This is a genomic window from Ruegeria sp. C11, from assembly GCF_056537725.1.
In genome coordinates, this window is record NZ_JBQFSB010000009.1 from 63,645 (window position 1) to 76,524 (window position 12,880).

Genomic DNA, 12,880 nt, shown 5'->3' on the forward strand with positions numbered 1-12,880 from the left:
CGCACCATTCTGATGAAGTGTGAATTCGCTCGAACTTGGATACATGCTGCTTAGTGTTTACCCGATGTACGCCTTGTTCATCCGATGGTTCCTGTTTTCTTTCCGTTCATTGTGTCAACGGTCCTATTCATTGAAAAAACTTAAAAAAATTGCCTCATCTGCTCTGGATGCTTTTTCATTTGGGTGAAAATATGACGTGTTGCCGTTGGCCACGGGTCATGTGGTTATTGCAAGAGTCGACATGGTGTGTGTCGCATCGAAAGAAAGGGATTTTCGGATGGCTGGTTTGGAAGAACTTGAGGCGCGCGTTGCTGAGTTGGAGAAGCGACGCGCTGGCCAGTCGCGATTATTGGAAGAAATGCTCGAGCAACTGAAAGCGCTCATCGAAACACAGCCGATGACACAGTTGGAAGCGTCGCACCAGGTGAACGCGCTTGTTGTCGTCCAGTCGAAACTGCTGATCATGTTGCTTAAGAAAGAGCTAATCGCCCCCAGCGATATCAACGACTTTATCGGTGACGTTGAACATCACGCACGTGTCCTGCGCGCAAACCCCGAGACTTCGGCCATTGGCTGGATCGTTGCGGATCTGGCACTCAACATCAGCGGCGAGATCTATAAATCTTCTGACGGCCTGGGGTAGCGCCAAAAAATCTGCCATCATGGGGTCGATTTGGGTGGGGGTAGAATTGTATCACGAGACTTTGAGCGCCTCCGCAGGTCAGGCCGCTCGGTCCAGAATTTTTGGGGAAGTACTTCTGTTACTGGTACTCCGTAAATCTCTCGCGCCAGTACTTTGTTTCAGCAATTGATGATCGAATTGCCTGGGGGTCGCTGACATCCACATTTCTGGCTGCCATCAGGTGCGGAATAAGTGCCAGGTTTTCAAATCCTGCAACGACCCCATAGTGGACAAAGTGCGGATACAAGGCATCTTCCGCTGCACTCAGAGCTTCCTCGTCATCAAAACCCTGTTCGTCGAAATTCTTAGCATTTTCAGTAAACTCCAACGAGGATGCATACGCTGCCCAAGGGGCGATAAGCGTCGATAAATGCCGAGGTTTGTCGAGAAAAAAATCTATGAGCACCGAGTGAGCATTTTCCGGATCTTCAAAGACCTGCCTTGGAACAATAGCATCTTTCAAAACAACTTGGCTCCAAGTGCCGTCGATAAATTCGTTACCCCAGATCAAAGCCCGTCGGGCGATTGCGACCGCCGGAATAGTAAGCCATTCACCAACAGACTTGGTCCAACCCGTCTTTGGATAATTCAGGCGATCAGCTAACCCAGCCGCTGAAACGCATGTACGCCATTCCTCTGGGAAGACGACATTGTTTAGGTAATCTCCTTCCTTAAAGGCTGCAAAAATCTCTTGGGTTTCGCCATTGGTCAGCAAAGCATGTATTGCTTCCTGAAAGACCGGAAGCGCCGCTTCATAAGCTGTTTCCCAATCAGCGGATCGAACCTTCATTACGCTGCTCCAAGGTATTTTCAGAACCCTCTTGTCAACGGGACGTACCAACAGGGGCAATCGCGACTAGCTGCTAAATTCCGTGCGAATACACCAGTGACCGATTCAAAAACTTGATAACGTTGGCAAACGCGAAGGTCTATCCAAAGACATCCAGAGCCTCGCAATCAAACGGATCCACACACACGCGAGCAGACCTTACCCATCGATTGTAGTTTGGAACTCTGACCTAACAATATTCGGCGTGATATTCGTTAGAATGCATAAGCAAAAGAAAGAAGTGTTGCGAAGCCTTCTGTCGTATTTCGGTTGTCGAATTCCTTACCTAAACGAAGTGCAATTTGGGCGCCGGGTAATCCTTTTGGTTTCCAAACGCCTTCCGCTCCATAAAGGTTTATCTCATACTTTGACGGATCGCCTCCAGGCGTCCCTTCTTGTCTTGAAACCTGCATAGAGCGTGCCGCCAAAAGGCCAATATTAATTCCTTGGGCAACTTCTTTTCCAAAGGCAAACTCCAGAGACAGCACATTCCCCGGCCGGATATCGGTGGTTTTCTGTCGCCCAAAGGTTTCGTACCGCGCCTGAAACGTGGCCGCCCAAGGCAGGCTGGCATCCTGCCTCCAGGTTGCACCTCCAAAAAGCATATGGCTCCACAATCCTTTACCGGTGTTTGTGGTCCCGCCGGCATCAAATTTCCCGGTTGGAGCCCAAAACGTATACGAAGTCTGAAAATGCCAGTTGTCACGATGCCACCCCAAAGCAATGGGTGTTACGACGGTATCTCCAAGATGATAGTCAAATTCTGATCCCGGCTCTGGCCGCAACACCTGATCCCGGTAGGTCAGTACTATTCCTGCAGAATAATCAGCACTCAGTATTTTCACATCGCGAAAAACGTAGCGGAAGGTCAGGCGAGCGGCATTCACCGTTGCCGATGGTGCGCCGATATCATTTCCGTTTTCATCTACATATCTTTGGATTTCGTAGTTTATCCAACCGTTCTCAATCACTCTGGTGCCTTGTGGCGGCAATATGGCCGACGTCTGACCCAACCCGGCACCCAGCCCATAATTTCCCGCTATTGGGATTTGTGCATTCGCGGCGCAGCCAAATGACAAGAAGATAAATATACAGAAATTCCTCAGGAACAGCGGGAAACCTGTCGATCCCTTGATAGCCATTTCTTTTACCCCCTGACGATCAGATGCCTCTGTCGGTTGCCGGTTTGGTGCGGAGTCGCAAAGCTCCTTTGAATTGCCATTTGGAGATGGAAAAGCGTGCTGAAAGTGAGGGAACACAAACCTAATCAGGCGCTTTTTTGCGCTATGCCTCTGCAACCAACTTCCCGGTTCAGCGGCAAGATAGCCGACAATGCCAGAGCATAATTGTGCAAATTACCGGAGAGTTCCCCTTAAATTCCATCCGCCCTTCGTTTTCCAGACACCGTAATATCACAAAATTCACATTAGAATAATTTTATTTGATGCGTTCGACTTGTGTCCTTGTCATCAGCTGCGGAGGAAGGGTGCTCCATGCTTTTCCAGACTTGTACTTGTTGAATCCGTAGACATACAGCGCCTGCATATATTCCTGATCAAAGGGAGCAGGCGGCGTTTGCGTAAATCCGGTTCCAATCCACGTTACCAGAAACCTGCCGCCGGCTTCCTGTGCACCCAGATACAATTCTAACAGATCGTCGGTGCCTTGTGTCTTGACCAGTGTCTCGAGAGACCTGCCTGCAATCTTCAACAATTTGGCCTTGGTGACGCTGGCTTCTGGCAAAACCCGGAAATTTCGAATGACATAAAGCGTTTCACGCTGATTGGGTAACTCCTTACCGGGGCGAGCCAAATACCATTCATCAAGTGCCGTCATCGTCGAAGATATCGCACCGTCGACATGCATCTCGTCTCGGGGGCCATCGGGGGTATCGACCTGGACCAGAACAGGAGGGAATGCGCCGGGTATAGAAGCGGATGCAAGCAAAGCATCCTGGAAAACAGTTTCGGCATTCGGCGCATTACTAGAGGCAATCACACCCAGATTCCACAAAACGGGACGTTGCGCGTCGAGGCTCAGAGATTGAACAAGAAGCCGCCGACCTTTGGCGTGTTCTCTGGCTATAGCGGCCAAAAACTCCGGTGTAACCGTGTCGTCTATGATCTGTTTCAAAGGGCTTGAATCCAGAGCGGACACATTGAAAACGGTTCCAATGGCCCCACGTGATCTGAAAATCTGATCAGCTGGTGTGCCGCTGTAGAATTCTCGGAGCTTTCCATCATACTTTTCGCCAAGAAATGCAAAAGGCGCGATCAGCGCACCTGTGCTGACGCCGGTCACCGTTGTGAATTCAGGGCGTGTTCTGCTCTCGGACCAGGCGTTTAACAGTCCGGCGGCGTAGGCACCGTTTTCGGCACCACCAGATAGCACCAGAACTTCACGCCCGTTTCGACCGACCCCAGACCTCTGGCGTTGTTCAAACGTTTCCCGGATCAAATCTTGTAGTTCTTCGGGAGGTGAGTCCGCCCAATAACGTGCGCCGGGAATTCCCGGAACCTGTGGATTTTGCAGATCTCCGATGCCCACTGGATCTCGTTTGATTGATCCGCAGACAGACAAAAACGAGCACAAAAAAACACCAGTCAGCAGTGGGAAAAGTTTGGCCATATTGCCTCATCATTTGCCAATCCGTTGACCTGACACAAGCATTTCGTTGTATGGTTAATCAAGTGTTCTGATCGCGACCGACAGCTCAAGCGCAGCATCTGCAGGCATTTTCAGTCGGAAATTTGTTTCGTCTCAGGCCATCAAAATCATTGCGAATTGGACCAAATGAATGAGTTTCTCACGGCAAAAACGCAAAGCCCCGAGGCGATCAGCGACGATCATGATGGCGGTGATAGGCGCCAGTTTGTTTCTGCTATTTCTATCCCGCGATCTTCCCGACGGCTTGCAGGATGATTGGGCACGCGAAAATTTCGGGTTGGTTGCACGCTATGTGATCGCAATGACATTAGGCGGCGCGATAATGGGTTTTCTACTCGCCTCGTTATTCGGTCGCGACGGCATTGTCGGGTGGTTCGTTGCGCTTGCAGGAGGGCTATTGTCAACGCTGATAGCCGGCGCCTTTGGAAGTTTCATCGGTCTACTGCCCGATCTTTTGGCAGATGGATGGCAGGCTACGGATTTCGTTGCAATTGCGTTTGGATTTTTGGTCTTGCCTCTTGCCGCAGCAGAAAACACCTTATCCTTGCTTATCTGGGTCGCAATGGTGGCCGCCACGCACTTATTGTCGAAAGTCGAGCGAACGAAATCCATTCAACATTCTTGATGCTGACTTAGGGATATTCGACTGAGTATCATACTGAATTTTACCCGGCAGAGCACGGTCTGAACTGACCGTATGTTTCTGCCGGGTGATCATTCAAAGTTAATGCGGGCCAGAGTTTGACAATGGATATACCGTTACACGAGTTTGCAACGATTGATCGTTCCTGCCACGCCCGATTCCCCTGACAATTGACTGTTCGCTTTTCACTTGGGCGATGGCATCGTTCAGTATGGATACGTCTTTTGTAATTGCTTCCAGCAAATAGACCGTGATGACCGGCCAGACGCTGTTCCATCTGGGACAGGCGAGCGCGAACTGAGCAAAGAAGTTTGCCGCAAATTTAAGCAGTCGATCTGGACATTCCTCACGCGATTCCCTTGCCGCCCAAAGCAGCGTTTCCCAGAGCGCATTGTTGAAGGCGACCTGTGCCTTGTTCAAACCCTGGAAATCCACCCAATTCTCGTGGGTACGCGCCCGTTTCAGGTCAGATGCCCGCATGACAAGATCATGGGCCGCTGCGGTGGTCGAGGGGTATTGTTCCCGCAATACTGTCAGAAGTTCGAATTGAGACATCACTCACTCCATATTTCTGTTTTCGCCCAACAGAAATGAGGAATCCTCACCAATACCAACAGGTGTTTTACAGTAGTGAAACCGTTAACGGGTGCTGTGCCGCTTCGACGGTTTGGCAAGTGATTGAACAACTGGACGCAAAAAAATTCATTTGACATGCACATATTATGTTTCATTTTTAATTGAGGTTTTCGTTGGGTTTGGGAGTGCGAACGATGAAGTTGACGATGATGACAGTTGGCTTGTTAACCTCTCTCGCCACAAACTCTGTTGCTCAAACTGCACGCCTAAACCCATCAACGGACTATGCGCTCATTAATGGCCAAATCCACACTATGGATGAGGCAGGAACCGTTGCCGAAGCCATTGGGATTAAAGGAAACGAAATCGTTTATGTCGGTGACGCGGCAGGTCTTGCGAATGTTATTGGGATCGGCACTGAGGTGATCGACCTCGAAGGCAACATGGTGCTTCCTGGCTTTGTTGAGGGGCACATGCATCCCACAGCCGGTGCGCTGATTATGCGAGGGGTGGACCTCCAGGTCGACGACGTCGACGGTATCCTTGAGCGTGTGCGGGCTTATGCCGAAGAAAACCCGGATCTTCCAATCATTCACGGCTACGGCGTGCGGCTCCACCTTTGGGAAGACGGCTACGGCACCAAGGAGATGCTGGACGAAATCGACACTGAACGCCCGATATACCTCTGGGGTGTGGACGGTCATCAGGCCTGGGTGAACTCCAAGGCCTTCGAAATCGCCGGTGTCGATGAAAATACGCCTGAAACTGTACCAGGATTCTCTTACTTCCGCAGAAACGAAGACGGCACGCCCGCCGGTTGGATCGTTGAAGTTCCAGCGCAGTTGCAGGTGCTCTCGAAACTGATTGATCTGAATATTGAATACACTGAGGCTGGAGTTCGTGAATGGTTGCCTCGGTTCGCGGCAGCCGGAATTACGACTGCTCATGACTATGGTATTCAGGGCCTTGGTATGGAGGAAGGTTTCCAATTGATGACGGATCTGGCCGAGGCCGGTGACCTTCCGATACGGGTTCAGGGCAATTTCTATTGGAATGATCCAAACATTGACCCGATCCCTTTTGTCGAGTCCATAAGGGAGCAATTCAACTCCGAGTTTGTCACCGCACGAGGCCTCAAGATCAACATGGACGGTGGCGACGATGCTTATAGCGCTCTCTACACCGAACCCTACAGTGACAACCCAGACGCTGACCCATCCCCCATTATTCCTTATGACGTCTTGAACGATGCCGTGGTGCGCGCGGATGCGGCTGGCATCAACATCGTTTGCCATTGCTTTGGGGATGCCGCAGTGCGGGCAGTTCTAGATGCTATTGAGATGGCAATTGAGCAGAACCCGCCGCGTGATCGGCGCAATGTGATCAGCCATGCGATGCTGGTTCATCCCGATGATATTCCACGCTTTGGGGAACTTGGCGTGACGTGGGACTCCACCGGCGCATGGATGAGCCGTGATCCATCGTTAGCAAGTATATCTGTGTCGCGCCTTGGTGAAGAACGGATTCAGAGGTATGTTCCGATGAAGGCGATTTCAGAGGCCGGTGGAAACGTGTCCTTGGGCTCGGACTGGCCTGCCGCAGGCTATATCTCGGAATACCGCCCGTTGGTGGCGATCCGCACCGCGGTGATGCGACAGCTTCCGGGACGCGACGACGTTCCGCCGCTGGGTGGCGAGGAAGCACGTGTGCCAGTCGACCTCGCAGTTCGCGCGAACACGATCAACGCAGCGTATGGTATGGGTCGCGATCACGAAATTGGCAGCATCGAAGTCGGCAAGCTCGCGGATTTGGTAGTGCTTTCAGAAAATCTCTACGACATTGACCCAAGCACGATCCATGAGGTTGAGGTGCTATACACCATTATGGATGGCAATCTGACTTGGGACCATACGAAGCAGTAAGTGTTCTCACTCTGGCATTTCGACTCCGGAAGGAGAAATGAGATGAAAAAAATAATTCGGGCTTTGCTGGCTGCATGTCTGATGCTTGGCGGGGCAGGGCAATCCATGGCCTGTGGTAACCCGATGCTCTGGGCCCTTCTGTTCGAACATCACCCCGACGCCAAGTTAGCCTTTCAGGCGGATCTGGCTGCTAGAAAGGCCGGAATTGTGCAGGCTAGACCTTTCGTGGGAAGGCCCGGTGTCTCGTACCATTCCTGGTCCATCAAATCCTTGAACAAACTTGCACAAGAGATGGCTCCTGCAATATCCGGCAAATTGCGTGAAGGAGAAACTTTTACCGTTCTTCTGGCCATCGAAGTCGCTGCCATACGCTTCTACGGTGGCGATAAGGCACCGGAGATCATTTCAGCCGCCGAGATCAAATCCATCTCAAACTACGATGTCACGACAACGGTGAATGTCCTTCATTCGGGTTGGCGGCATGCTCTTGCATATGATGCCATGCTCGAAAACGATCTTATAATTTTGGCAACGCCTCAGGCTGGTGAAACGTTTGACGGACTTTTCGGTACGATGTCCAATGCTTCGCTGCGGCACTGAAGACCTGCGCTCAACGTTTCGCCACGTTTCCGGTTAAGAGTGATCCGGTTCGTTTTCAGGCTTCACTTCTTCGATTGGCCACCAGCTGTTCAAAAGTGTCCTGTCAAAACAACTTGGCCGTGAAATGAGCGATATATGGATCATATCAATACCGATCTTGCTTGTTGATGTTGCAAGCCCAGTTCTGTTGGCAGCGGTCGCCTTTACGCTAACCGGAAACAGGCCAGTCGCTAACTGCCTTGTGCTTATTCTGGGCCATACCATTGCATACTTAGCATTCGGAATTTTGATCATCTACGGGCTGGCAGAGTTCATTTCCCCGGTAACAAATTTTATTGTCAATGGATTTATAAACCCGACAAGAATTAACTTCATTATCGGCCTGTTGCTGGGAATTGTGCTGGTAGCGCTTGCGTTCAAAGTAAGTACAAGTGCTGCAATGGCCCAGCAATTGGACAGATCAAAGACACATCAAAAGAATGATGGTGTATGGCCAACATTCGTTATGGGCGCAACAATTTGCGTTGTTGGGATTCCGTTTGCAGTTCCCTATTTTGGCTTCATCAACGAGATGTACCGGTTCAACGTGCAATCGAAAATGCTGGGGTTATTGATCTACAACCTGCTCTACGCGCTTCCTTTTTTGATAATTCCTCTGGCTTATTCATTCTGGGGCCATTCGATCTTTGAGCGGCTGAGATCACTAAACCAATTTATTGGCTCCACAGCATCCTGGCTCGTGCCGCTGTTGTTTGCCGTGTTGGGATTTGCATTTATTGCTGACGCAATAAAGTACTTTATTACCGGGTCAGGGTTAATCTGAAATGACAGTAGCAACGGTCCAAAATCTGTTTTCGAAATTTCGAGATCGTTTTAGTTCTGGCTGTCGTCGGTGATATGTTCGTATTTCCACTTCGCCTGCACACGCAGCAACAAGCTAATGAAATTCTGTTATTGCAATTTGATTTTTGTTTTCTGAACATTGGTTCAAGATGATCCGAAGTATAGCATCAAGGAACTTGGGACTTGCGACCGTCATTGGTTTAACCCTCCATTTGTTTTGGGGCGTTGCGACGCTTGCGCAACCGGCAGATTCCATTGATTTTGATTATGCGGATGCCACTCACATACTGAACGGCGCCACTGAAATAATCGAAGCTAGTTCAACATCCTCCGAAATCCTCAAGCTGTTACGTAAGCAATTGGTTGAGCTGCGCGAAAAAGCGTCGGGATTTGTTGACTCGGATCAACTCGCGATACGTCGAATTCAGGCAAAGATCAATGCATTGGGGCCTGCCCCCTCGACCGATCGGGTTGAGGCAGAGGCTATTGCGCAGCGACGTCAGGAATTGAACGACCAGCTAGCAATAGTGGATCAGCCGACCCGGGAAGCTCGCGAAGTGCTGATACAGGTGGAACTTCTGATATGGGAACTGGATCGCCACCTTAGAAATCGGCAACTGGAATCCCTGTTCACGCGCACCGCAAGCGTTCTGGAACCGACAACGATTCAAACGGGAATCCACGAACTCTTGAAGGCAGAGTCTGAGTTTTCGAGTGACTTCCTTACCATTGTGAAATCCAATGGGCAGCGTTGGCAATACGGCATTGCCCGCCTCATCCTTGCGGTGATATTAACAGTATTCGGGATCGTAATGTTGTTCAGAGTTCAGCCTAGGATTTTACATAGCCTGAACACCCATGTCGAAGACGCCATCGGACTAAACAAATCCTTTTGGGTTGCCATCACGACAGTATCTAATTTTGCCACACCTCTGATCGGAGCTATCAGTCTGGCAATGATACCCATGTCGCTTGGGTTTCAGCTACGCTCAGAAATCTTCGCAGGTGAGTTTTTCTCATACACCCTGCTACTTGCTATTTGCGGGTACTGGATGGGCCAAACGATTTTTGCGCCCTCGGCGCCCAGCCGCCGACTGGTTGACGTCAACGATCAGGAAGCCCGGGCGGCTGTTTGGTTATGTCTGCTTCTTGGCTCGCTCTCGGCCGTTTCCTTTACGATATTCGTGATCGACAATGAATCCCCACTTCAAAGTGAAACAATCGCTTTGTTGTCGACACCGATCACATTGGTGACCGCTTTAGTTCTGTGGTTGTTGTCCAACCTCCTTAAGGCCGATGGCAGCGGTGAAGATCAGAATGGGAAACCGCTTGGCAATGAAACGTCTGCGCAGTTTGGCAGTCGCAGGTATTCAAACGTGTTGCGATTGTTGCTTCGGGTTATGTCTTTGGCATCAATCGTTTCTGTTTTGACAGGCTATGTGAACATGGCTCAGCACATCGCGACGGCGACTGTTTTGACAATTGCACTGCTTGGTTTTTCCTTGCTGCTTTACAACTTTGTCAACGCTTCGATCCGATTTGTCGCCGGGCGTTTAGTCGGACAATCAGAGCCCGTGTTGCCATTGGTTTCGCTGCTGGTCGGGGCAGGTATCATCTTTCTGAGTTTGCCTTTTGCCGCTCTGGCCTGGGGCGTTCAGGTTGCCGATCTGCAAGAGGTATGGCGCCGGATCGTCAATGGGGTGGAACTGAACGGCGTCCGTATCTCATTGAAAGTCGTTGCGTCATTTTTAATCGTGTTGTTCGTGGGTGTCTTTGTCACGCGCTGGACACAGTACACATTGCGTTCCAACGTTCTGCCCCGAACACGCTTGGATTTTGGGTCACGAAACGCACTTGTCACCGGGGTTGGTTATTTCGGTATCACGTTGGCTGTGATTATCGCCTTGGCGACGGCTGGGGTGAGCATGTCCAGCATAGCAGTTATTGCAGGCGCATTGTCACTGGGGATCGGTTTTGGGCTGCAAACCATCGTGTCCAACTTTATTTCTGGAATTATCCTCTTGTTCGAAAGGCCGATCGCCGTGGGGGACTGGATCGAAGTTTCGGGGCACAGTGGGACGGTCAAGAAAATCTCGGTGCGTTCGACCCAGCTCGAGACCTTTGACCGGCACGAGGTCATTATTCCCAATCAAGACCTGATCGCAAACACAGTAAAGAATCTGACCCTGACATCGCGGGTTAGCAGATTAATCATACCAATTGGCGTGGCCTTCGACAGCGATCTGGAACGAACCAAGTCCATACTTGAAGAGTCTGCCGTCGATCACGTCGAAGTCCTTGCAGACCCGGCGCCCAAAGCTTTGTTTCGGGGCATAGGTGAAAGTGCCCTGGAATTTGAACTGCGGTGTTACCTCAGGAATGTTGACGATATCCTGATGGTCCAGTCAGATCTGCTTTTTCGTATTTTTGCGGACCTGAATTCCGCAGGAATTGAGATACCCTTTCCCCGGAGAGACGTTCACCTTACTGACGCCAATGCTGAGCGGGAAAACTGATGGGGATTTCGACGAGACTGTTCCTCATATGTGGTCTTTTGCTGACCGTCTTTGGCTGCACCTATGTTCCATTTGACACGCCTCGTACGCCCTCACGCGCCTTGACCTCGGATGACACCCAGGCCCAACGGATCGTCACTGAACTTACAGGCAACGACAGCCGGAATTTGGCAATGGCCCCCTTGTTCGATGGCAATGACGCGCTTGGTGCCAGGCTTCGGATGATCGAAGCGGCGGAAAACTCGATTGACCTGCAAACCTTTTTGATCAAACCCGACTTGGCGGGGTCTTTGATTTGGCTGGCACTGTATTCTGCGGCGGAACGAGGTGTGAAAGTCAGACTGTTGTTCGATGACGTTTTCACCACCGCGCGCGATGATCAGATTGCAACCCTGAACGCGCATCCGAATGTTGAGATCCGCGTCTTCAACCCTCTGTCCCGAAACAGCCCTGTCGCTGTTAATTTCCTGTTGGATTTTGGCCGCGTGAACCGGCGCATGCACAATAAAGTTCTGATCTCTGATGGCAGTTTTGCGATCGTGGGCGGCAGGAATATCGCCGATGAATACTACAGCATCGGGACAAAGTATGACTTTGCCGATTTTGATCTGTTCGTCGCAGGCAAAGCGGTTCAGGAATTATCCGAGTCATTTGACGTCTATTGGAACGATGGTTGGTCCCTGCCAATTGCAGCATTCGATGACGGCGATATCGTTCCACTGAATGAAGCTTACAAACAGTTTCAGAACCGCACACTCGGCGAAGAAGTTTCTGTATATGACCGTGCGCTTGGCTCGAGCTACTTGCGTCAACTCCAGTCAGGTCAGGTGCCCGTCCATTTCGGTCATGTGCGAACCATTGCTGATAATCCGAATAAGCTGCGCAATCGCCCGGGCATCGGGCCATTTGCTGTCGGGGATGCATTTTATAACATTTTAGGGCGCGCCACCGACAGCGTGACGGTGGTGACACCTTATTTTATCCCAGAAGATTATGGCGCCGAGTTTTTTGAAGGTCTGGTCAATAAGGGTGTTGAGGTCACCATCGTGACCAACTCGCTTGCCTCAACCAATCATCCCTACACGCATGGTCATTACGCGCGCTACCGCGATCGGCTATTGCGGGCTGGCGTAAGAATTGCCGAAGTTCGGGCAGATGTCCCTTCGTCGGTTGATGGTGTTGAAACACCACTGACCCTACACACCAAAATAACCCTGATCGACGAGACATATGTTTTTGTTGGTTCCGCGAATGTCGATCCCAGATCTATCCGGCAGAACTCTGAAATCGGGTTAGTTATAGACAGTCCTAGTCTGGCGCAGGAAATCAGCGCGCAGCTGGATGCTGCGCTGCCAATCTACACCTATAGGGTGACGCAATCAGATAATGGAAAGACCCAATGGGAATATCTGGCGTCAAGCGAAGGCAAACCTCTGACGAAAGAACCTTCGGCAGGTTTGTGGCGCAAGCTGGTGGCCAAAATATCCAGTTGGTTGCCAATCGAAAACCAGCTTTGACTGCATATTACCCGAAACCACACATCTGGTTAACCGTTGAACGCCGATTTCAGAGTGGTTCGGCCGCCTAGACGAACCGGTTCCC

11 protein-coding genes are annotated in these 12,880 nt (G+C 50.8%); 7 read left to right on the forward strand and 4 right to left on the reverse strand.

Features of this window, described 5'->3' with window-relative positions; all coding sequences use genetic code 11:
• Positions 1-277 precede the first annotated feature (277 nt).
• The gene (locus ACR0NA_RS16275) at positions 278-643 is read left to right on the forward strand and encodes a hypothetical protein (RefSeq protein ID WP_480730642.1); all 366 of its coding nucleotides are present in this window, start codon (positions 278-280) and stop codon (positions 641-643) included.
• Positions 644-761: 118 nt separating this feature from the next.
• Here the strand turns inward: ACR0NA_RS16275 and ACR0NA_RS16280 are convergent, their stop codons facing one another.
• The 3 genes from ACR0NA_RS16280 to ACR0NA_RS16290 all read right to left on the reverse strand — a co-directional run bounded on the left by ACR0NA_RS16280 (position 762) and on the right by ACR0NA_RS16290 (position 4,139).
• Positions 762-1,472, reverse strand: a complete 711-nt coding sequence (locus ACR0NA_RS16280) for a hypothetical protein (protein WP_480730644.1) — start codon at positions 1,470-1,472, stop codon at positions 762-764.
• 254 nt (positions 1,473-1,726) lie between these two features.
• Positions 1,727-2,653 (reverse strand): SphA family protein, encoded by a 927-nt coding sequence (locus ACR0NA_RS16285; protein ID WP_480730646.1) that lies wholly within the window; start codon positions 2,651-2,653, stop codon positions 1,727-1,729.
• 295 nt (positions 2,654-2,948) lie between these two features.
• Complete coding sequence (locus tag ACR0NA_RS16290; RefSeq protein WP_480730648.1) at positions 2,949-4,139, reverse strand: patatin-like phospholipase family protein; 1,191 nt, start codon at positions 4,137-4,139, stop codon at positions 2,949-2,951.
• 169 nt (positions 4,140-4,308) lie between these two features.
• On the opposite strand from ACR0NA_RS16290, the gene ACR0NA_RS16295 reads away from it, so the two are divergent.
• A complete protein-coding gene (locus ACR0NA_RS16295; protein WP_480730650.1) occupies positions 4,309-4,803 on the forward strand; it encodes a hypothetical protein in 495 nt (164 codons plus the stop codon).
• Between the two features lie 99 nt (positions 4,804-4,902).
• Here the strand turns inward: ACR0NA_RS16295 and ACR0NA_RS16300 are convergent, their stop codons facing one another.
• The gene (locus ACR0NA_RS16300) at positions 4,903-5,301 is read right to left on the reverse strand and encodes a hypothetical protein (RefSeq protein WP_480730652.1); all 399 of its coding nucleotides are present in this window, start codon (positions 5,299-5,301) and stop codon (positions 4,903-4,905) included.
• 290 nt (positions 5,302-5,591) lie between these two features.
• Between ACR0NA_RS16300 and ACR0NA_RS16305 the strand changes: the two genes are divergently transcribed.
• The 5 genes from ACR0NA_RS16305 (at position 5,592) to ACR0NA_RS16325 (ending at position 12,795) form a co-directional block, all read left to right on the forward strand.
• Positions 5,592-7,319, forward strand: coding sequence for an amidohydrolase (locus ACR0NA_RS16305; protein ID WP_480730654.1), 1,728 nt, complete (start codon positions 5,592-5,594; stop codon positions 7,317-7,319).
• Between the two features lie 42 nt (positions 7,320-7,361).
• Complete coding sequence (locus tag ACR0NA_RS16310; protein WP_480730656.1) at positions 7,362-7,919, forward strand: hypothetical protein; 558 nt, start codon at positions 7,362-7,364, stop codon at positions 7,917-7,919.
• A gap of 124 nt (positions 7,920-8,043) precedes the next feature.
• Complete coding sequence (locus tag ACR0NA_RS16315) at positions 8,044-8,742, forward strand: GAP family protein (protein WP_480730658.1); 699 nt, start codon at positions 8,044-8,046, stop codon at positions 8,740-8,742.
• A gap of 196 nt (positions 8,743-8,938) precedes the next feature.
• The gene (locus tag ACR0NA_RS16320) at positions 8,939-11,278 is read left to right on the forward strand and encodes a mechanosensitive ion channel family protein (RefSeq protein ID WP_480730660.1); all 2,340 of its coding nucleotides are present in this window, start codon (positions 8,939-8,941) and stop codon (positions 11,276-11,278) included.
• A 221-nt stretch (positions 11,279-11,499) separates the two neighbouring features.
• The gene (locus ACR0NA_RS16325; RefSeq protein ID WP_480730873.1) at positions 11,500-12,795 is read left to right on the forward strand and encodes a phospholipase D family protein; all 1,296 of its coding nucleotides are present in this window, start codon (positions 11,500-11,502) and stop codon (positions 12,793-12,795) included.
• Positions 12,796-12,880 lie beyond the last annotated feature (85 nt).

What these genes read in the sequence shown, in the direction of transcription:
- ACR0NA_RS16275 (WP_480730642.1), top strand. Translation starts at nt 278, where the DNA reads ATGGCTGGTTTGGAAGAACTTGAGGCGCGCGTTGCTGAGTTGGAGAAG.
- ACR0NA_RS16280 (WP_480730644.1), bottom strand. Translation starts at nt 1,472, where the DNA reads ATGAAGGTTCGATCCGCTGATTGGGAAACAGCTTATGAAGCGGCGCTT.
- ACR0NA_RS16285 (WP_480730646.1), bottom strand. Translation starts at nt 2,653, where the DNA reads ATGGCTATCAAGGGATCGACAGGTTTCCCGCTGTTCCTGAGGAATTTC.
- ACR0NA_RS16290 (WP_480730648.1), bottom strand. Translation starts at nt 4,139, where the DNA reads ATGGCCAAACTTTTCCCACTGCTGACTGGTGTTTTTTTGTGCTCGTTT.
- ACR0NA_RS16295 (WP_480730650.1), top strand. Translation starts at nt 4,309, where the DNA reads ATGAGTTTCTCACGGCAAAAACGCAAAGCCCCGAGGCGATCAGCGACG.
- ACR0NA_RS16300 (WP_480730652.1), bottom strand. Translation starts at nt 5,301, where the DNA reads ATGCGGGCATCTGACCTGAAACGGGCGCGTACCCACGAGAATTGGGTG.
- ACR0NA_RS16305 (WP_480730654.1), top strand. Translation starts at nt 5,592, where the DNA reads ATGAAGTTGACGATGATGACAGTTGGCTTGTTAACCTCTCTCGCCACA.
- ACR0NA_RS16310 (WP_480730656.1), top strand. Translation starts at nt 7,362, where the DNA reads ATGAAAAAAATAATTCGGGCTTTGCTGGCTGCATGTCTGATGCTTGGC.
- ACR0NA_RS16315 (WP_480730658.1), top strand. Translation starts at nt 8,044, where the DNA reads ATGAGCGATATATGGATCATATCAATACCGATCTTGCTTGTTGATGTT.
- ACR0NA_RS16325 (WP_480730873.1), top strand. Translation starts at nt 11,500, where the DNA reads ATGATCGAAGCGGCGGAAAACTCGATTGACCTGCAAACCTTTTTGATC.